17 protein-coding genes are annotated in these 19,254 nt (G+C 63.2%); 9 read left to right on the forward strand and 8 right to left on the reverse strand.

All coding sequences use genetic code 11. From position 1 onward, the window contains the following. Nucleotides 1–108: 108 nt before the first annotated feature. The 4 genes from glcE (at nt 109) to proC (ending at nt 4,077) form a co-directional block, all read left to right on the forward strand. A complete protein-coding gene (gene glcE, locus BLT65_RS19335; RefSeq protein WP_042313098.1) occupies nt 109–1,197 on the forward strand; it encodes a glycolate oxidase subunit GlcE in 1,089 nt (362 codons plus the stop codon). 7 nt (nt 1,198–1,204) lie between these two features. Beyond that, entirely contained in the window at nt 1,205–2,431 is a 1,227-nt protein-coding gene (gene glcF / locus BLT65_RS19340) for a glycolate oxidase subunit GlcF (RefSeq protein ID WP_042313101.1), read from the forward strand. A gap of 118 nt (nt 2,432–2,549) precedes the next feature. Beyond that, on the forward strand, nt 2,550–3,248 hold the full coding sequence (locus BLT65_RS19345) for a YggS family pyridoxal phosphate-dependent enzyme (protein WP_042313104.1): 699 nt from the start codon (nt 2,550–2,552) through the stop codon (nt 3,246–3,248). A 13-nt stretch (nt 3,249–3,261) separates the two neighbouring features. Next, nucleotides 3,262–4,077: a pyrroline-5-carboxylate reductase gene (proC, locus tag BLT65_RS19350; RefSeq protein ID WP_091780042.1), complete on the forward strand. Its 816-nt coding sequence runs from the start codon at nt 3,262–3,264 to the stop codon at nt 4,075–4,077. 78 nt (nt 4,078–4,155) lie between these two features. Here the strand turns inward: proC and ubiA are convergent, their stop codons facing one another. From ubiA to recG, 7 genes are all read right to left on the reverse strand, one after another. Beyond that, on the reverse strand, nt 4,156–5,019 hold the full coding sequence (gene ubiA / locus BLT65_RS19355; protein ID WP_007578625.1) for a 4-hydroxybenzoate octaprenyltransferase: 864 nt from the start codon (nt 5,017–5,019) through the stop codon (nt 4,156–4,158). Nucleotides 5,020–5,196: 177 nt separating this feature from the next. After that, on the reverse strand, nt 5,197–5,685 hold the full coding sequence (locus BLT65_RS19360) for a Dps family protein (protein ID WP_007578627.1): 489 nt from the start codon (nt 5,683–5,685) through the stop codon (nt 5,197–5,199). Nucleotides 5,686–5,856: 171 nt separating this feature from the next. Then, nucleotides 5,857–6,042, reverse strand: coding sequence for a hypothetical protein (locus tag BLT65_RS19365; RefSeq protein ID WP_091780045.1), 186 nt, complete (start codon nt 6,040–6,042; stop codon nt 5,857–5,859). 53 nt (nt 6,043–6,095) lie between these two features. Continuing rightward, on the reverse strand, nt 6,096–7,550 hold the full coding sequence (locus BLT65_RS19370) for a catalase (protein ID WP_091780048.1): 1,455 nt from the start codon (nt 7,548–7,550) through the stop codon (nt 6,096–6,098). Between the two features lie 87 nt (nt 7,551–7,637). Beyond that, nucleotides 7,638–7,772, reverse strand: a complete 135-nt coding sequence (locus BLT65_RS48435; protein ID WP_007740270.1) for a hypothetical protein — start codon at nt 7,770–7,772, stop codon at nt 7,638–7,640. 178 nt (nt 7,773–7,950) lie between these two features. Then, on the reverse strand, nt 7,951–8,910 hold the full coding sequence (locus tag BLT65_RS19375; protein WP_042313121.1) for a LysR substrate-binding domain-containing protein: 960 nt from the start codon (nt 8,908–8,910) through the stop codon (nt 7,951–7,953). Nucleotides 8,911–9,034: 124 nt separating this feature from the next. Then, nucleotides 9,035–11,260, reverse strand: coding sequence for an ATP-dependent DNA helicase RecG (gene recG / locus BLT65_RS19380; RefSeq protein ID WP_091780051.1), 2,226 nt, complete (start codon nt 11,258–11,260; stop codon nt 9,035–9,037). 194 nt (nt 11,261–11,454) lie between these two features. On the opposite strand from recG, the gene queA reads away from it, so the two are divergent. The 5 genes from queA to secF all read left to right on the forward strand — a co-directional run bounded on the left by queA (nt 11,455) and on the right by secF (nt 17,471). Further along, nucleotides 11,455–12,516, forward strand: coding sequence for a tRNA preQ1(34) S-adenosylmethionine ribosyltransferase-isomerase QueA (gene queA, locus BLT65_RS19385; protein ID WP_091780236.1), 1,062 nt, complete (start codon nt 11,455–11,457; stop codon nt 12,514–12,516). Nucleotides 12,517–12,597: 81 nt separating this feature from the next. After that, nucleotides 12,598–13,809, forward strand: a complete 1,212-nt coding sequence (gene tgt / locus BLT65_RS19390; RefSeq protein WP_091780054.1) for a tRNA guanosine(34) transglycosylase Tgt — start codon at nt 12,598–12,600, stop codon at nt 13,807–13,809. Between the two features lie 188 nt (nt 13,810–13,997). Continuing rightward, complete coding sequence (yajC, locus tag BLT65_RS19395; RefSeq protein ID WP_007578638.1) at nt 13,998–14,327, forward strand: preprotein translocase subunit YajC; 330 nt, start codon at nt 13,998–14,000, stop codon at nt 14,325–14,327. 121 nt (nt 14,328–14,448) lie between these two features. Then, on the forward strand, nt 14,449–16,503 hold the full coding sequence (secD, locus tag BLT65_RS19400; protein ID WP_091780056.1) for a protein translocase subunit SecD: 2,055 nt from the start codon (nt 14,449–14,451) through the stop codon (nt 16,501–16,503). 17 nt (nt 16,504–16,520) lie between these two features. Further along, nucleotides 16,521–17,471, forward strand: a complete 951-nt coding sequence (gene secF, locus BLT65_RS19405; RefSeq protein ID WP_042313135.1) for a protein translocase subunit SecF — start codon at nt 16,521–16,523, stop codon at nt 17,469–17,471. A gap of 104 nt (nt 17,472–17,575) precedes the next feature. On the opposite strand, the gene BLT65_RS19410 is transcribed toward secF, so the two are convergent. Continuing rightward, entirely contained in the window at nt 17,576–18,853 is a 1,278-nt protein-coding gene (locus BLT65_RS19410) for an MFS transporter (protein ID WP_091780059.1), read from the reverse strand. Nucleotides 18,854–19,254 lie beyond the last annotated feature (401 nt).

Raw genomic sequence — 19,254 nt, forward strand, 5'->3', positions numbered from 1 at the left:
ACCAACATAACGCATAAGCGCAGCAGTACGTTTTATACGGGTCCGAACCGGGTTGCGAGCGCGGCTTGCCTCGGTACAATCGAAAGCACTACAACGAAGCAACGCACCATGAAAGAGGACGACATCGTCGCCGCGTGGTCGGAACGGGTTCGCGCTGCCACGGCCGCGCAGCAGCCGATCCGCATCCGTGGCGGTGGCACGAAGGACTGGTACGGCCAGTCATTGCAGGGTGAGGTCCTCGACACGCGCGCGCATCGCGGCGTCATCGCCTACGATCCGGCCGAACTGGTCATCACGGCGCGCGCCGGCACGCCGCTCCTCGAAATCGAAGCGGCGCTTGCTGAACACGACCAGATGCTCGCTTTCGAGCCGCCCCACTTCGGCCCGCAAGCCACGCTTGGCGGCTGCATTGCGGCTGGCATTGCTGGACCGCGCCGTCATTCGGCGGGCGCGGCACGCGACTTCGTGCTCGGCGCCATCGTCATGAACGGCCAGGGCCAGGTGCTGACGTTCGGCGGCCAGGTCGTGAAGAATGTTGCGGGTTACGACGTATCCCGGCTGATGGCGGGTTCTCTAGGAACGCTCGGGCTGATTCTCCAGTTGTCCGTCAAGGTGTTGCCGCGCCCGAAGGCCGAAGCGACGCTCAAGTTCGACATGAATGGCACCGACGCCGTCCGCAAGCTCAACGAATGGGGCGGCCGCCCGCTTCCCATTACGGGCAGCGCGTGGCGACACGGCACGCTCGCCGTGCGGCTTGGCGGCGCCGAGGCGGCCGTCAAGTCAGCGCGCACGTCGCTGGGCGGCGAAGTGGTCGATGCCGTCGAAGCCGAACGCTTCTGGGCGGGCCTGCGCGAACAGACCGACCCGTTCTTCGCAGCGATCGCGCCGAAGTCCGCGCTCTGGCGCCTCGCGCTGCCGACCATCACCGAGCCGCTGCAACTGCCCGGCGCGCAACTGATGGAATGGGGCGGCGCGCAACGCTGGTGGATCACCGACGCCGACGCGCAGACCGTGCGCATCAGCGCGAAACAGGCGGGCGGCCACGCGACGATCTTCCGCACCGGCCTCGGCTACGACCGAGGCGCAGGCGTGTTCACGCCGCTGCCCGCACCGCTGATGAAGATCCATCGCGGCCTGAAAGCTGCTTTCGACCCGGCCCGCATCTTCAATCGCGGCCGGTTGTACTCCGACTTCTGAGCGCCTGATGCAAACCAATCTCGCCGACTTCATGCGCAACACGCCGGACGGTGAAGAAGCCGACGCCATCCTGCGCAAATGCGTGCATTGCGGCTTTTGCACGGCCACCTGCCCGACCTATCAACTGCTCGGCGACGAGCTCGACGGTCCGCGCGGGCGTATCTATCTGATCAAGCAGATGGTGGAAGGCGCGCCCGTCACGCGCAGCACGCAACTGCATCTCGACCGTTGCCTCACATGCCGCAGCTGCGAATCGACCTGCCCTTCCGGCGTGCAGTACGGCAAGCTCATCGAGATAGGTCGCAAGCTCACCGAAGAGAAAGTGCCGCGCCCGTTCGGCCAGCGCCTGATGCGCCGGATGCTGGCGAGCTTCGTGCCGAACAGCACGCTGTTCACGCCCGCGATGCGGCTTGGCCAACACTTCCGCCCGCTGCTGCCGAAGAAACTGCGCGACAAGGTCCCGCAACGGCAACGCCAGCTCGAATGGCCGACGGCCACGCATCCGCGCAAGATGTTGATGCTGGCCGGGTGTGTGCAGCCTTCGATGATGCCGAACGTCAACATTGCGACGGCACGCGTGCTCGACGCGCTCGGCATTCAGACCGTGATTGCACCGGAAGCCGGCTGTTGCGGCGCGATCCGCCTGCACCTCGGCTACAACGACGAAGCGCTCGATGACGTGCGGCAAAACATCGACGCGTGGTGGCCACATGTCGAACAGGGCGCTGAAGCGATCGTGATGAACGCCTCGGGCTGCGGCGCGACGGTCAAGGAATACGCGCACCTGCTGCGCAACGACCCTGCCTACGCGGAAAAAGCGAAACGCATTGTCGAACTGACGCGCGACATCAGCGAAATCCTGCCGGACTTCGAAGAAGCGCTGACGCCCCTCACGCGTCGCCGCGCAATTCATACGGTTGCGTATCACCCGCCCTGCACGCTGCAACATGGCCAGCAGATTCGCGGCAAGGTCGAGCATCTGCTGAACGCGCTCGGCATCGATGTCAGGCTGCCCGCCGATAGCCATCTATGTTGCGGCTCGGCCGGCACCTATTCGCTCACGCAGCCCGCGCTTTCGTACGCATTGCGCAACCAGAAGCTGGAAAAGCTGAAGGCACAGGAGCCACAGATCATCGTGTCTGCGAACGTAGGTTGCATTGCGCATCTGCAAAGCGGCACCTCCACGCCTGTCGTGCATTGGGTCGAACTCGTCGAGCACATGCTCGCGTCCTGATCGGCAGAATCGGTTACAGACGGGTTGCGCGCAACCTGGCCGTTCGGCCAGGTCGTGACGCGCGGGCGGCGTCCGTATAATTCGATTCGTCGCCCCTCGCATCGGTACTCAACGCTTCATGCCCGCTCTCGCTCACAATCTCGACGCAGTGCATCAGCGCATCGCCCTCGCCGCGCAGGTCGCGGGCCGCGATCCGCGTTCCATTGCGTTGCTGGCCGTCTCCAAGACCTTTCCCGCTGAAGACGTTCGCGCCGCGCATGCCGCGGGCCAGCGCGCGTTCGGCGAAAACTACGTGCAGGAAGCGCTGACGAAAATCGAGGCGCTGTCCGATCTGCGCGCATCGCTCGGCTGGCATTTCATCGGGCCGCTGCAATCGAACAAGACGCGTCCCGTCGCCGAAAACTTCGACTGGGTGCATTCCGTCGACCGGCTGAAAATCGCGCAGCGTTTGTCCGAGCAGCGGCCAGATGCACTGCCGCCGCTCAATGTGTGCCTGCAGGTGAACATCAGCGGCGAGGCCTCGAAAAGCGGCGTGATGCCGGACGAAGCCGTCGAAGTCGCGCGCCAGATCGCCGCGCTGCCCAGGCTGCGTCTGCGCGGCCTGATGGCGATTCCCGAACCGGCAGGCGACGTCGAGCAGCAACGCGTGCCGCATCGCGCATTGCGCGAGCTGTTCGAAAAGCTGCTCGCGGACGGTCTCGAACTCGACACGCTGTCGATGGGCATGTCGGGCGACCTCGAAGCGGCCGTGCTCGAAGGCGCGACCATCGTTCGCATCGGCACGGCTATCTTCGGCGCCCGCGATTACTCTCACTGAACTTCCGAACATCATGAAAATTGCCTTCATCGGCGGCGGCAACATGGCCGCCGCACTCATCGGCGGTCTGATCAAGCGCGGCGTTGCGCCGTCGGATATCCGCGCAATCGATCCCAACGAAGACGCGCGCAAGCGTAGCGAGCAGCAATTCGGCATCGGCACGAGCGCTTCGGCGGATGCGTCGCTGCAATCGTTCGATGCGATCGTGCTGGCCGTGAAGCCGCAGATCGTCAAGGACGTCGCAGCAGCGCTCGCGCCGCATCTGTCGGCGTCACAGCTCGTCATCAGCATCGTCGCGGGCATTCGCGGCGCGGACCTCGGGCGCTGGCTAGGCGGTCACGCGCGTCTCGTGCGCACCATGCCGAACACGCCTGCGCTGATCGGCATGGGCGTGACAGGACTCGTCGCGATGGAAGGCGTCGACGCAGCGGGACGCGAGCTGGCCTCGCAGGTGCTCGGCGCGGTCGGCGAAACGGTGTGGTTCGACGACGAAGCGAAGATCGACGCCGTCACCGCGATCTCCGGCAGCGGCCCGGCCTACGTGTTCTATTTCATCGAGGCGATGCAGGAAGCGGCGCGTCAGCTCGGCATGGACGAAGAGCAAGGCCGCGCGCTGGCCGTCGCGACGTTCACGGGCGCAGCGCAACTCGCTGCGCAGTCGGGCGAACCGGCAAGCGTGTTGCGCGAGCGCGTGACGTCGAAGGGCGGCACGACGGCTGCGGCGCTCGCCGCGTTCGACGCGCAAGGCGTGAAGGACGCAATCGTGCGCGGCGCACTGGCTGCGGACGCGCGCGCGCGTGAAATGGGCGAGGAATTCGGCAAGCAGTGATGTCGCTTGCCTGACTGGCACAGGCGGACGAAGCAGCGATGCGCGTGCTTCGTCTCGCCGGACACTAGCGAATAGCGTCTAGAACGCCTGCGCCGCGTAATGCGCGGCAATGCCGGCGAACAACGCGCCGCCGAGCCAGTTGTTATGCCGGAACGCCGCGAAACACGGCATGCGTTCACGGTCCTTGATCAGCGTGTAGTGATAGACGGCACAACCCGCCGCCGCGGCAAGACCGATCCAGTACAGCACGCCGAAGCTCAGCGCAACGCCGATGCCCACATAGATACCGAGCGTCACCGCGTAGCAGAGCATGATCGCAAGTACGTCGAAGCGGCCGAACGTCAATGCGGACGTGCGAATGCCGATCTTGATGTCGTCGTCGCGATCGACCATCGCGTATTCGGTGTCATACGCGACCGACCAGAACACGTTCGCAATCAGCATCACCCACGCGAGCAACGGCACCTGATTCTGGATGGCGGCGAACGCCATTGGAATGCCGAAGCCAAACGCGATGCCCAGATACGCCTGTGGAATCGCGAAGAAGCGCTTCGTGAACGGATACGTGCCGGCGACGAACAGCGCGGCCACGGACAACTCCTTCGTCAGCGCATTGAGCGGCAGGATCAGGAGGAACGCGATCAGCGAAAGCCCCGCTGCCAGCGCCACGGCTTCCCATGCCTTGATCTTGCCCGACGTGATCGGCCGGTTTTCGGTGCGCTTCACATAGCGATCGAAGTCACGATCCGCGTAGTCGTTGATCGCGCAGCCGGCCGAGCGCATCAGTATCGTGCCGAGCGCGAAGATCACCAGCAAGGACAGCGACGGATGACCATCCGACGCGATCCATAACGCGTTGAGAGTGGGCCACAGCAGCAGCAGGCTGCCGATCGGCTTGTCCATGCGGACAAGTCGCAGATAGAGCGGGAGTCGGGCGAACATGGCGGTGCGCGGAGATACGATTCCCGTATTTTAGAGCAGCGCGCGTCACAGACTCATTCCAACGCGCAAGCACAAAACAAAAGCCCGGCGGAATCTAACCCGCCGGGCTTTCTTTGCCACATCTGCAGCGCAGCAGCGAGCGCTTCATACAGCGCCCGCGCTACACCGCGACAGAGATTACGCCAGCATCGAACGCAGCATCCACGCGTTCTTTTCGTGCGTCTGCATGCGTTGCGTCAGCAAGTCGGCCGTCGGCTCGTCGTGTGCCGCGTCCGTCACCGGGAAGATCGCGCGCGCGGTGCGCACCACCGATTCCTGGCCTTCCACCAGCTGGCGGATCATGTCTTCCGCGGCGGGCACGCCGTCCGCTTCAGCGATCGACGACAGCTTCGCGAATTCCTTGTAGCTGCCCGGCGCGGCAACGCCCAGCGCGCGGATGCGCTCGGCGATCAGATCGACGGCCAAGGCCAGTTCCGTGTACTGCGTTTCGAACATCAGATGCAGCGTGTTGAACATCGGACCCGTCACGTTCCAATGGAAGTTATGGGTCTTCAGATAAAGCGTGTAAGTGTCGGCGAGAAGACGCGAGAGACCTTCTGCGATTTTCTTGCGATCCTTGTCGCTGATACCAATATTGACGTGCTGTACGGCTTCTTTCTTGGCCATGATGACTCCTTTTAAGAGTGATACGAACCGGTCTGCATGCCCGGAACTGCGCGTGTGCAATCGTTCAACGCTCGAACGCCCGCCAGTTTATCGTAGAACTGACAACCGTTCGCGAGACCCAACGCCGCGCTGCTCGTGCCTTCCAGACCACGCATGGCCATGCGCGATTCGTCATCCGCGGACTGCATGCACGAGACTTGCGACGATCGTCATATAGCCACTGCCGAGGATCGCGAAACCCACGAGCTTCTGGAAAAGCACGGGGCCGTTCACCTGTTGCGCGACGCTGCCGGCATCGCGAGCGTTACGTGCATTACCTGCCTGAAATCCAACCGCGTTCATCACCATCTGAACCATGATCTTTCTCCCTGTGGACGGCAGCACCTTGCCGCCGTCCACTAACTGATACGTTACTTCGCGTTCGCTTTTGCGAGCGCCTCGATTGCTGCAATCACGCCTTCCGCATACGCGGGATCGATCTTGCGGAAATGCTCGACCTGGCGCGCGACGATATCCGCGGGCACGCCTTCGATCGCCCGCGCGATGTTGCTAAACAAACGCCCACGCTGCGCGTCGTCGAAGATCCGGAACAACGCAGCCGGCTGGCTGTAGTAGTCGTCGTCCTCGCGATGGTTGTAGTGATCGACATTGCCTGCCGCGAGCGGCGGCTCGATCGCGTTACGGTCCTGCGCGAAGGCGCCGAAACGGTTCGGCTCGTAGTTCACGTTGCCGCCGAGGTTGCCGTCCACACGCATGCCACCATCACGATGGAACGAGCGCACATTCGGCGCGCGCGACGCGTTCACGGGAATCAGATGGTGATTCACGCCAAGACGATAGCGTTGCGTGTCGCCGTACGAGAACAGACGCCCTTGCAACAGACGGTCCGGCGAGAAGCCAATGCCCGGCACCACGTTGGCCGGCGTGAACGCTGCCTGCTCGACATCCGAGAAGTAGTTCTGCGCGTTGCGGTTCAACTCGATCACACCGACGTCGATAAGCGGGTAATCCTTGTACGGCCAGACCTTCGTGACATCGAACGGGTTGTAGCGATACGTCGCCGCGTCCGCTTCGGGCATCACCTGAATCTGAAAACGCCACTTCGGGAAGTTGCCGTCGTCGATCGATCCGACCAGGTCACGCTGCCCGCTTTCACGATCGCGCGCGACCACTTGCGCGGCCTCTTCGTCGGTGTAGTTCTCGATGCCCTGCATCGACTTGAAGTGGAACTTCACCCAGAAGCGCTCGTTGTCGGCGTTGATGAACGAATACGTGTGCGAGCCGAAGCCGTGCATCTGCCGATAATTCTTCGGAATGCCGCGATCGCTCATCACGATCGTCACCTGATGCAGCGACTCCGGATGATGCGCAAAAAAGTCCCACGCGTTCGTCGCGCTGCGCATGTTCGTGTACGGATCGCGCTTTTGCGTGTGGATGAAGTCCGGAAACTTCAACGGATCGCGGATGAAGAACACGGGCGTGTTGTTGCCGACCACGTCCCAGTTGCCCTCTTCCGTATAGAACTTGATCGAGAATCCGCGCACGTCGCGCTCGGCGTCGGCGGCACCACGCTCGCCCGCCACCGTCGAAAAGCGCATGAACAGCGGCGTTTCCTTGCCGACTTCCGCAAACACCTTCGCCTTCGTATAGCGCGAGATGTCGTGCGTCACCTTGAACGTGCCGAACGCGCCCGAGCCCTTCGCGTGAACGCGGCGCTCGGGAATCACTTCACGGTCGAAGTGCGCGAGCTTTTCGATCAGCCACACGTCCTGCAGCGCGACGGGTCCGCGCGGGCCAGCCGTCAGCGAATTCTGGTTGTCGGCGACGGGTGCGCCCGAGGCGGTGGTGAGATTGCGTTCAGACATAGTTATTCTCCGGGTGATCCTAAGGAATGCGGTCCTGCTGATTCGGTTTTGGCTACTTCGAATGGGAAGGAGACGTGCGGCGCGCCATCAGGCGGACAGTGCGCGATCGACGAGCAGCGAGAACGCGATGGTCCTGAAGCCGGACGCGTTGCTACCGCTCGATGCCGCTTGCTGCGGCGATGGGGAAACAGACTTGAACAGCGAAGACGTGGATGGCTGCATGATTTCCTCCGTTTGTAGTGGTGGATCGCTGGGACCCATGGAGGAAATCTTAAAGAAAACTATCGAAAACTGCGATTTGATTAATTTTATATATTCGATAGTCGCCGCCTCATGCAGAAGGCGGGAGGCGACGCAGCGGCAGCATCGGCTGCCCGTGCGTCGCGGCAAAGGCAGTTAGTTAGTTGACGGCAGCGGGCAAATCCAGCTTCCTCACGCCCGGCAGATCGCAGGCCGAGATGGCGTCGCAGATCGCATCGATGGCGGGCATTCGCGTGAAACTCTTGCGCCAGGCCAGCACCACGCGGCGGTCCGGCACCGGCTCGTCGAACGGCACGTAGCTGAGCAGCCCTGAATCGACGCCGCCGGCGTGCGGCTTCACCTCATGCACCGACATGCGCGGCAGCACGGTAATGCCCACGCCGCTCGCGACCATATGCCGGATGGTTTCCAGCGACGACCCTTCGAAGGTCTTCTGGATGCCGTCCGCGTTCTGCGAGAAGCGCATCAGTTCCGGGCACACGCCGAGCACGTGATCGCGGAAGCAGTGGCCGCTACCGAGCAGCAGCATGGTTTCCTGCTTGAGATCGCCAGGATCGATCTTGCTGCGCGACTCCCACGCGTGACCCGACGGCAGCGCGACGACGAACGGCTCGTCGTACAGCGGGCGCAGCATCAGGCCCGTTTCCGGAAACGGCAGCGCCATGATCGCGACGTCGATCTCGCCTTGCTTGAGCAGCTCAATCAGCTTGAGCGTGTAATTTTCCTGCAGCATCAGCGGCATCTGCGGGACGCGCTTGATCATCTGTTTAACGAGCGTCGGCAACAGATACGGTCCAATCGTATAGATCACGCCCAGGCGCAGCGGCCCAAGCAGCGGGTCCTTGCCCTGCTTGGCGATTTCCTTGATGGCGAGCGTCTGTTCGAGCACGCGCTGCGCCTGCGTGACGATCTGCTCGCCAATCGGCGTGACGCTGACTTCGCTCGTGCCGCGCTCGAAAATCTGCACGTTTAGCTCGTCTTCGAGCTTCTTGATTGCGACGGACAACGTCGGCTGGCTCACAAAACACGCTTCTGCCGCGCGGCCGAAGTGGCGCTCGCGCGCAACCGCGACGATATATTTCAGTTCGGTGAGGGTCATTGGGGACCAATCAGGGCGATAGATTCGATAGGTTTCTGTTATACACCTATGGGGCCAATTCGCCAACCTTCTAGCCAGATTCAGCCGTTGTGCGGCGCGCAAGCGCTTCCACCCGCGGCCTTCATCACGCTTTCAGATACTGTTCGCGGGTGTTCAGCCAGCGCAAAAGATGCTGCGTGACGACGTTCGGATACTGCTCGAGCAGCGTCGTCGCCGCCTCGCGCGCCGGCTCGATCAGCCAGCCGTCGTTTTCCAGATCGGCGAAGCGCAGCATCGCGGCACCCGACTGCCGCGCGCCGAGAAATTCGCCCGGACCGCGAATTTCGAGGTCGCGACGGGCGATTTCGAAGCCGTCGGTCGTTTCGCGCATGGTTTGCAGGCGCGCGCGGGCCGTCATCGACAGCGGCCCGGCGTACATCAGCACGCACACAGACGCCGCACTGCCGCGCCCCACCCGCCCGCGCAACTGATGCAACTGCGCAAGGCCGAAACGCTCCGCGTGCTCGATCACCATCAGCGACGCATTCGGCACGTCGACGCCCACTTCGATCACCGTCGTCGCGACCAGCAACTGCACTTCGTTGCGGCTGAACGCGTCCATCACGGTGGCTTTCTCGACGGGCGTGAGGCGCCCATGGACCAGCCCGACGTTCAGTTCCGGCAGCGTGGCGACGAGCGTCTCGTACGTTTCGACGGCCGTCTGCAATTGCAGCGTCTCGCTTTCCTCGATCAGCGGACACACCCAGTACACCTGGCGGCCTGTGAGCGCCGCCTCGCGCACGCGGCCGATCACTTCTTCGCGCCGCGCATCGGAGACGAGCTTGGTCAGGATCGGCGTGCGGCCGGGCGGCAATTCGTCGATCGTCGACACGTCGAGGTCCGCGTAATAAGTCATCGCGAGCGTGCGCGGAATCGGCGTCGCGGACATCATCAACTGATGCGGCTGGAAGTCGCGCGCCCCGTCTGCGGCGTTGTGCGCCTTTGCGCGCAGCGCGAGCCGCTGCTCGACGCCAAAGCGATGCTGTTCGTCGACGATCACGAGGCCGAGCCGCGCGAATTCGACAGCGTCTTGAATGATCGCGTGCGTGCCGATCACGAGTTGCGCGGTGCCGAGCGCGGCGGCTTCGATCGCGCTGCGCTTTTCCTTCGTCTTCAGGCTTCCCGCGAGCCACGCGACCGATACGCCGAGCGGCTCCAGCCATCCGCGCAATTTGCGCGCGTGCTGCTCGGCGAGGATTTCGGTCGGCGCCATCATAGCGGCCTGATAACCGGCGTCGATGGCCTGCGCGGCGGCCAGCGCAGCGACGACAGTCTTGCCGCTGCCGACGTCACCTTGCAACAGGCGCTGCATCGGATGCGGCTGAGTCAGGTCCTGCGCGATTTCCGCGCACACGCGCTGCTGCGCGTTGGTCAGCGAGAACGGCAGGGTCTTTAATAAACGCGTCACCAGGGACGCCTCATCGGTCGGCTCGCGGCGCGGCATCGCGGGCGCGGCGCGCGTGCGGCGCTCCTCGTGCGCGCGCTTGAGCGACAGTTGCTGCGCGAGCAGTTCCTCGAACTTGATACGCGTCCACGCGGGATGCGTGCCGTCGATCAGCGCCGTCTCGTCCGAATGCGAATTCGGATGATGCAGCGTGCGCACGGCGTCCATCAGTTGCGGAACATCGAGCGGCTTCAGATATTGCCGCTCGACGGGTTCTGGCAGCAATTCGGGCAGCGACGTGCGCGCCAGCGCGTTGTCGATCGCCTTGCGCAGATACGCCTGTGAGACGCCTGCCGTGCTCGGATAGACAGGCGTGAGCGCCTGCGGCAGCGGCGTGTCTTCATCGACGACGCGCACGGCGGGATGCACCATCTCCATACCGAAGAAGCCGCCGCGCACGTCGCCGCGCACGCGCAGCCGCACGCCGATCGACATCTGCTTGACCTGCGAGCCGTAGAAATTGAGGAAGCGCAGGATCAGCTCGTCACCCGCGTCGTCGCGCATTTTCACCAGTAACTGGCGGCGCGGCCGGTATGCAATCTCGTTGTCGTACACGACGCCTTCCGTCTGCGCGATGCCGCCCGGCAGCAACTCGCCGATCGGCGTGAGCGAAGTTTCGTCCTCGTAGCGCATCGGCAGATGCAGCACCAGATCGATATCGCGCGTGAGGCCCAGCTTGGCGAGCTTGTCGGCGGTTTTGGCGAGCGTGGGTTTTTTCGCGGCGGCGGGCTTTTTCGTGCCTTCCGCAGCAGGCACGCCGGGCTCCTGGGTCACATCCGCATCCGCCTTGCTCCGCGCGGCGCGGCGCTTCTTCGGAGCGCTGTCATCGTCGGTTTCGAGAGGTGAACGGGTGTCGGACAAAGGCATGAGTCGCTTCGCAAGTACAATATCGGCTTCAGAAGTTTTACGGCCAGTGCGCGTGAGTGATGCGCGCACACAGGGCCGCTGCGGCAATGTCCCGCAATCATAGCCGCTCGACGGGCGCTGTCGTAGACGCTGTTGATCCAGCCAAGCGTTCGTCCGGGGGCAATCCCGTCAAGTACCGCATCAAGCCAGTTCGCATGTTCACGCTTTCCGATTTCGATTTCGACCTGCCGCCCGAGTTGATCGCGCAAGTCGCGTTGCCCCAGCGCAGCGCGAGCCGTCTGCTCGAAGTGAACGGGCAAACCTCGCCCGCGACGCTCGTCGATCGCCATTTTGCCGATCTGCCCGACTGCATCGAGTCCGGCGATCTGCTCGTCTTCAACGATACCAAGGTTCTGAAGGCGCGCTTCATCGGCCAGAAGGCCAGTGGCGGCAAGATCGAAGTGCTGATCGAGCGTCTGACGGGCGAGCGCACCGCGCTGGCGCAAATCCGCGCCAGCAAGAGCCCGGCTGCGGGCACGACGCTGCGCCTCGCCGATGCGTTCGACGTCACCGTCGGCGAACGCGTCGAGCCGTTCTACACGCTGCATTTTCCCGATGACTGCCTGACGCTGATCGAGCAGTTCGGCCGCCTGCCGTTGCCGCCGTATATCGAGCACGACCCCGACGCGTTCGATGAAACGCGCTACCAGACGGTCTACGCTCAGAATCCGGGCGCCGTCGCCGCGCCCACGGCTGGCCTGCATTTCGACGATTCGATCTTCGCGCGCCTGGACGCAAAAGGCGTCGAGCGAGCGACGCTCACGCTGCATGTCGGCGCGGGCACGTTCCAGCCGGTGCGCGTCGAGAATATCGACGAGCACAAGATGCATAGCGAGTGGTATCAGTTGCCGCAATCGCTGGTCGACAAGATTGCGGCGACGAAGGCGCGCGGCAATCGCGTAATCGCGGTCGGCACGACGTCGATGCGCGCGCTCGAAGCCGCCGCGCGCGATGCCGACGCCGCTGGCCGGCCGCTCGCCGCGACGAGCGCCGAGACGGATATCTTCATCACGCCGGGTTACCGGTTCCGCGTGGTCGACCGGCTGGTAACGAATTTTCACCTGCCGAAGTCGACGCTGCTGATGCTGGTTTCGGCGTTCGCGGGCATCGAGACGATCCGCGCGGCGTATCGGCATGCGATCGACGAACGCTACCGCTTCTTCAGCTACGGCGACGCGATGCTGCTTACGCGCCACGACGACGCGCTTAACGCATAATCCACCACCTGCCGCCGGAAGCCCGGCGGCGCACATCAAATTGCGCCGGACTGTTCTCTGGTTGCAAACGGAGTCAACAAAATGACCGACGGTCATAACAACGCTGCACGCGCCGACCATGGCGCCTACCTTGGCGACCACATTCGCCCCGAAAACGGCCTCAAATTTGAGCTGCTCAAGACCGATGGCCAGGCGCGCCGCGGCCGCCTGACGCTGAACCACGGCGTGGTCGAAACACCGATCTTCATGCCCGTCGGCACGTATGGGACGGTGAAGGCGATCCAGCCGCGCGAACTCGAAGAAATCCGTGCGCAGATCATTCTCGGCAACACGTTCCATCTGTGGCTGCGCCCCGGACTCGAAACGATCGCGGCGCACGGCGGCCTGCACGGCTTCATGGGCTGGAAGCGCCCCATCCTCACCGACTCCGGCGGCTTCCAGGTGTTCTCGCTCGGCGACCTGCGCAAGATCACCGAAGACGGCGTCACGTTCGCGTCGCCGATCAACGGTGACAAGCTGTTCCTGTCGCCGGAAGTGTCGATGCAGATCCAGAAGGTGCTGAACTCGGACATCGTGATGCAGTTCGACGAATGCACGCCCTACGCGACCAACGGCGTGCCGACCTCGCACCAGGACGCCGCCGATTCGATGCGCATGTCGATGCGCTGGGCAAAGCGCTCGATCGACGAATTCAACCGGCTCGGCAATCCGAATGCATTGTTCGGCATCGTCCAGGGCGGCATGTTCGAAGACCTGCGCGACGAATCGCTCGCGGGGCTGTCGGAGATCGGCTTCCACGGTCTCGCGATTGGCGGGCTGTCCGTCGGCGAGCCGAAGGAAGACATGATGCGCGTGCTGAACCACATCGGCCCGAAGCTGCCCGCCGACAAGCCGCACTACCTGATGGGCGTCGGCACGCCGGAAGACCTCGTGGCGGGCGTCGCAGCGGGCGTTGACATGTTCGACTGCGTGATGCCGACCCGCAACGCGCGCAACGGCTGGCTCTTCACGCGTTTCGGCGACATCAAGATCCGCAACGCCACGCACAAGAATTCGGTGCGCCCGCTCGACGAGCAATGCGGCTGCTACACGTGCCGCAATTTCACGCGCGGCTATCTGCACCATCTGCACCGCGTCGGCGAGATTCTCGGCGCGCAGCTGAACACGATCCACAACCTGCACTACTACCTCGAACTGATGCAGGAAATGCGCGACGCCATCGACGCGCAGATGTTCGACGCCTTCAGGAAGCTGTTTCACGAAAACCGGGCGCGCGGGACGGAACAGAGTTAAACGCGACGTCAGGCGACGCGCAAAAACCGTTCTCCCACATAGCGCGTCAGACATTACAATTAACTTTCGGAATATCGGCACCCCCCTTGACAAGCCGTCAGGAAAACCCGTTCCGGGTGCCGTCCCGCAAATGGCCGGTGGTAGAATAACCGGCTGATTTTTTTGATTGTTATAACGGAGAGACCAACGTGTCGTTCATTACCGATGCCTTCGCGCAAGGCAGTGCAGCTGGTGGCGCCGAATCCAGCCTGATGAGCTTCCTGCCGCTGATTCTGATGTTCGCGGTGCTGTATTTCATCATGATTCGCCCGCAAATGAAGCGCCAGAAGGAACACCGCAATATGCTCTCCGCCATGGCGAAGGGTGACGAAGTCGTGACGAACGGCGGCATCGTCGGCAAGGTGACCAAGGTCGGCGAAGCCTACGTTGGCGTCGAAATCGCTGAAGGTACGGAAATCACCGTGCAGAAGTCGTCGGTGACGACCATTCTGCCGAAGGGCACCCTGAAGTCGCTGTAAGGCCTGCTCTCTCGCGTCCGGCGCGGCCTCGCGTCGATCGAAGCAAACCACCCATGCTTCTGCCCGCCGCGCTCATCGCCGGACGCATCGCTTTCAAGCCAACCTCCCGTTGGACCACCCCATGAATCGTTATCCCCTCTGGAAGTATGTCGTGATGCTGGTGGCGCTCGTCATCGGCCTCGTGTACACGCTGCCCAATTTCTTCGGCGAAGCGCCGGCGGTGCAGGTGTCGAGCGGCAAGGCAACGGTGAAGCTCGATTCGACCACGCTGTCGCAGGTCGAAGCGGCGCTCGCATCCAGCCAGATCAAGCCGGACGACGTCACGTTCGACAATTCCTCGCAGAACGCGAACATTCGCGTGCGTCTGAAGGACACCGACACGCAGTTGCACGTGAAGGACCTGCTGCAAAAGGCGCTCAATAGCGACCCGAGCGATCCGCAGTACATCGTCGCGCTGAATCTGCAGAGTGCGTCGCCGCGCTGGCTGACCGCCCTGCACGCACTGCCCATGTACCTCGGTCTCGATCTGCGCGGCGGCGTTCACTTCCTGCTGCAGGTCGACATGGCAGGGGCGCTGAACAAGAAGCTGGATTCGGACGCATCGGATGCGCGCACGCTGTTGCGCGACAAGGGTATCCGCGATGGCGGCGTGAACCGCACTGGCCAGACGGTGGTCGTCAATTTCGCCGACCAGGACGTCGCAGAAAACGCGCGCAAGCAACTGACGACGGCCGTTTCCGAACTCCAGTGGGCGACGCAGCCGAACCCGGCGGGCGGCTTCCAGGTGGTGGGCACGTTCACGCCGGCCGTGCAGAAGACGGTCGAGGACGCGGCGCTCAAGCAGAACATCACGACGCTGCATAACCGCGTCAACGAACTCGGCGTGGCCGAGCCGGTGATCCAGCAGCAAGGCTCCGACCGCATCGTCGTCGAACTGCCGGGCGTGCAGGACACGGCGAAGGCGAAGGACATCATCGGCCGCACGGCGACGCTCGAAGCGCGCCTGGCCGACCCGAACGGCCTGCATCCGAACCCGGGCGACCCGGTTCCGGCGGGCGACGAGCTCTTCACGCAAGGCAACGCCGCGCCCGTGCTGCTGCGCAAGGCCGTGATCTTCACGGGCGACCGCATCATCGACGCGTCGGCGGGCTTCGACGAACATCAACGTCCGTCCGTCAACATCCGTCTCGACTCGGCAGGCGGCCGCGCGGTGCGCAGCGTATCGCGCGACAACATCGGCAAGCCGATGGCGATGGTGCTGTTCGAAAAGGGCAAGGGCGAAGTGCTGACGGTCGCGACGATCCAGTCGGAACTGGGCGACCGCTTCCAGATCACCGGCCAGCCGACGCCGCAAGCCGCCACCGATCTCGCACTGCTGCTGCGCGCCGGTTCGCTCGCGGCGCCGATGGACATCATCGAAGAACGCACGATCGGCCCGAGCCTTGGCGCGGACAACATCAAGAAGGGCTTCCACTCGGTGGTGTGGGGCTTTGCGGCAATCGCCGTCTTCATGATCGCGTACTACATGCTGTTCGGTTTGATCTCGATGATCGGGCTGTCGGTGAACCTGCTGCTGCTGATCGCCATTCTGTCGATGCTGCAGGCCACGCTGACTTTGCCGGGCATTGCCGCTATCGCGCTCGCGCTCGGTATGGCGATCGACGCGAACGTGCTGATCAACGAGCGCGTGCGTGAAGAACTGCGCAACGGCGCGCCGCCGCAACTGGCCATCCAGAACGGCTACGCGCATGCATGGGCGACGATTCTCGACTCGAACGTGACGACGCTGATCGCCGGTCTCGCGCTGCTCGCATTTGGCTCGGGCCCTGTGCGCGGCTTTGCTGTTGTTCACTGTATCGGCATCATGACGTCGATGTTCTCGGCCGTGTTCTTCTCGCGCGGTCTCGTGAACCTGTGGTACGGCGGCAAGAAGAAGCTGCAATCGCTCGCGATCGGCCAGGTGTGGAAACCCGCTGCCGCCGAGGGCGCACCCGCTTATCTCGACAACGCGGACACGGAAACCGACACGGCTCGCGCGATCGCCGCAGCAACGGCGCCGAAGGCAAAGCCGAAGGCCAAGGCGCCCGCCGGCACCGCGAAAGCCCAGGCTGCCAAGCCGGCGCTGCGCAACCGCAACGCGCCGGGTGGCACCAACAAACCGGGTTCATCCCGCTGAGTCCCGGAGAAGAGAACATGGAATTTTTCCGCATCCGTAAAGACATTCCGCTCATGCAGCGCGCGTTGCTCTTCAACGCGATCTCGTTGCTGACGTTCATCGCCGCCGTGTTTTTCCTGCTGCATCGCGGGCTGCATCTGTCCGTGGAATTCACGGGCGGCACGGTCATCGAAGTGCAGTATCCGGGCGCCGTGCCGCTTGAACCGGTGCGCGACACGCTGTCGAAGATCGGCTACGCCGACGCGCAGGTGCAGAACTTCGGCACCTCGCGCGACGTGCTGATCCGTCTGCCGTTGAAGCAAGGTCTGAGCTCGGCGCAACAGAGCGACCAGGTAATGTCCGCGCTGACGGGCCAGGATTCGAACGCGAAGCTGCAGCGCGTCGAGTTCGTCGGCCCGCAGGTCGGCAAGGAACTCGCCACCGACGGCCTGCTCGCGCTCGCGTGCGTGGTCGCGGGCATCGTGATCTATCTGTCGTTCCGCTTCGAGTGGAAGTACGCGGTCGCAGGCGTGATCGCAAACTTGCACGACGTCGTGATCATTCTCGGCTTCTTCGCATTCTTCCAGTGGGAGTTCTCGCTGTCGGTGCTGGCTGCCGTGCTTGCCGTGCTGGGTTATTCGGTGAACGAGTCCGTGGTTATCTTCGACCGGATTCGCGAAACCTTCCGCCACGAACGCAAGATGAGCGTGATCGAAGTCATCAACCACGCAATCACGAGCACGATGTCGCGTACGATCATCACGCACGGCTGTACGCAGATGATGGTGCTGTCGATGTTCCTGTTCGGCGGTCCGACGCTGCACTACTTCGCACTCGCGCTGACCGTCGGTATTCTGTTCGGTATCTACTCGTCGGTGTTCGTCGCGGCGGCGCTGGCCATGTGGTTGGGCGTCAAGCGTGAAGACCTGATCAAGGACAAGAAGGAACGCCACGATCCGAGCGATCCGAACGCGGGCGCGCAGGTTTGATCAAAAGCGTCTGATACTTCGGAAGCAACGTAAAAGCAAAAGGCCGGTTCGATGATGAACCGGCCTTTGTCGTTTACAACGTCTGCGCTAACGCGTAACCCGATTCACCGAAAGCCCAATTTGCGACGCGCCGCAATCAGCGCAATCACGCTCAACACGGCGGCGAACATCAGATAGAAGCTCGGTGCGATCTTCGAGCCCGTCGCCTGGATCAGCCACGCAATGATGAACGGCCCGAAGCCGCCAAAGATCGTCACTGCGATGTTATAGGCGAGCGACATACCCGTCGTGCGCGTCTGGACCGGGAAGATTTCCGACAGCAGCCCCGGCAACGAGCCGAAGTACGCCGTCATCAGGAAGCCGAACACGATCTGCATGCCGATCAGCGTGCCGAAGGTCGGATGCGCGACGAGATAGCTGAACGCCGGACAGATCAACAGGAACAGCAGCACGGCGGGCACGAGCATGATGCGTACGCGTCCGTGACGGTCGGACAGATGCCCGACGATCGGCGAGCACACCAGCTGGATCACGCCGACCAGCGCAATCGCCGCGAATGCCACCGATGGCGCGAGACCTAGCTGCTTGATCGCGAAGGTCGGCATGAACAGCACGAGATACGTCGACACCGTGCCGAGCACGACGATACCCATGCCGATGAAAAGCCGCAGTTTCTGGCTCGCGAAGGTATCGCGGATCGGGGTGGTGGTGGTTTCGGCGGCGAGGAACTCGGGGGTTTCGTCGAGCTTCGTGCGGATGTACCACGCGACCGGCCCGATCAGCAGGCCGAAGAAGAACGGCACGCGCCAGCCCCAGGATGCCATCTGTTCCGGCGACAACTTGCCTGTCAGCACCATGCCGAACAGTGCGGCGAGCAGCGTCGTGAGGCCCTGGCTCGCGATCTGCCAACTGGCGAAATAGCCGCGCCGCCCGGGCACATGCTCGGCGAGAAAGGCCGTCGCGCTGCCGAATTCGCCGCCCGCCGAGAAGCCCTGCATCAACCGCGCGACGACGAGAATCAGCGGGGCCGCGAGGCCGATCGACTGGTACGTCGGCAAGACCGCGATGATCAGCGTGCCGATCATCATCAGCAGGATCGAGAGCGTGAGTGCGGCCTTGCGCCCTGCCCGGTCGGCATAGGCGCCAAGCACGATCGCGCCGAGCGGCCGCATGAAGAACGACACGCCGAAGGTGCCGAGCGTCAGCAGTAGCGAGACGATGTCGTTGCCGGCCGGAAAGAACAGTTTCGAAATGACGACGGCGAAAAAACCGTAGACGACGAGGTCGAACCATTCCAGCGCGTTGCCGATCGACGCGGCGACCACCGTACGCCATGTATCGGGGCGGGTTTGCGCGGTGCTCGCGGCTAGTGTTGAACTCATTGTGGATCTCCAGGGTGCGCGCGGTAGTCGTTGTCGTGGTGATTGGCGTTGGACGCCCGGTCCTTTCATTTTGCCGGTTCGATGCGCGCGCAACCGATCCGGCGTGTTCGTTCAATATGTACCGGAAAAATTAAGTCTGCACGAGGGGGAGAAGTGCCAGGGCACAGGAGGTTTTTTGCGGTTCGCTGTGCGTTTCGGATGGGCGTCTGTGAGGTGGTTTGCTTGGGCTTGGCGCTGGCATCCGCGGTTTGACTTCGTGGCGCGGTTGGTTTGGTGTTTTGGCGTTTGCGCTGGCATCCGCGATTCGTTAGCGTGCTTCACGCGTCGCCCCTGTGCGGGGCGGCACCTACTTTTCTTTGCCGCCGCAAAGAAAAGTAGGCAAAAGAAAGCGGCTAACACCG

This window comes from Paraburkholderia steynii, assembly GCF_900100565.1.
GTDB classification, from domain to species: domain Bacteria; phylum Pseudomonadota; class Gammaproteobacteria; order Burkholderiales; family Burkholderiaceae; genus Paraburkholderia; species Paraburkholderia terrae.

What these genes read in the sequence shown, in the direction of transcription:
- BLT65_RS19365 (WP_091780045.1), bottom strand. Translation starts at nt 6,042, where the DNA reads ATGGTTCAGATGGTGATGAACGCGGTTGGATTTCAGGCAGGTAATGCA.
- glcF (WP_042313101.1), top strand. Translation starts at nt 1,205, where the DNA reads ATGCAAACCAATCTCGCCGACTTCATGCGCAACACGCCGGACGGTGAA.
- BLT65_RS19360 (WP_007578627.1), bottom strand. Translation starts at nt 5,685, where the DNA reads ATGGCCAAGAAAGAAGCCGTACAGCACGTCAATATTGGTATCAGCGAC.
- queA (WP_091780236.1), top strand. Translation starts at nt 11,455, where the DNA reads ATGTTCACGCTTTCCGATTTCGATTTCGACCTGCCGCCCGAGTTGATC.
- secF (WP_042313135.1), top strand. Translation starts at nt 16,521, where the DNA reads ATGGAATTTTTCCGCATCCGTAAAGACATTCCGCTCATGCAGCGCGCG.
- BLT65_RS19375 (WP_042313121.1), bottom strand. Translation starts at nt 8,910, where the DNA reads ATGACCCTCACCGAACTGAAATATATCGTCGCGGTTGCGCGCGAGCGC.
- proC (WP_091780042.1), top strand. Translation starts at nt 3,262, where the DNA reads ATGAAAATTGCCTTCATCGGCGGCGGCAACATGGCCGCCGCACTCATC.
- BLT65_RS19410 (WP_091780059.1), bottom strand. Translation starts at nt 18,853, where the DNA reads ATGAGTTCAACACTAGCCGCGAGCACCGCGCAAACCCGCCCCGATACA.
- tgt (WP_091780054.1), top strand. Translation starts at nt 12,598, where the DNA reads ATGACCGACGGTCATAACAACGCTGCACGCGCCGACCATGGCGCCTAC.
- ubiA (WP_007578625.1), bottom strand. Translation starts at nt 5,019, where the DNA reads ATGTTCGCCCGACTCCCGCTCTATCTGCGACTTGTCCGCATGGACAAG.
- BLT65_RS19370 (WP_091780048.1), bottom strand. Translation starts at nt 7,550, where the DNA reads ATGTCTGAACGCAATCTCACCACCGCCTCGGGCGCACCCGTCGCCGAC.
- glcE (WP_042313098.1), top strand. Translation starts at nt 109, where the DNA reads ATGAAAGAGGACGACATCGTCGCCGCGTGGTCGGAACGGGTTCGCGCT.
- recG (WP_091780051.1), bottom strand. Translation starts at nt 11,260, where the DNA reads ATGCCTTTGTCCGACACCCGTTCACCTCTCGAAACCGACGATGACAGC.
- secD (WP_091780056.1), top strand. Translation starts at nt 14,449, where the DNA reads ATGAATCGTTATCCCCTCTGGAAGTATGTCGTGATGCTGGTGGCGCTC.
- BLT65_RS19345 (WP_042313104.1), top strand. Translation starts at nt 2,550, where the DNA reads ATGCCCGCTCTCGCTCACAATCTCGACGCAGTGCATCAGCGCATCGCC.
- BLT65_RS48435 (WP_007740270.1), bottom strand. Translation starts at nt 7,772, where the DNA reads ATGCAGCCATCCACGTCTTCGCTGTTCAAGTCTGTTTCCCCATCGCCG.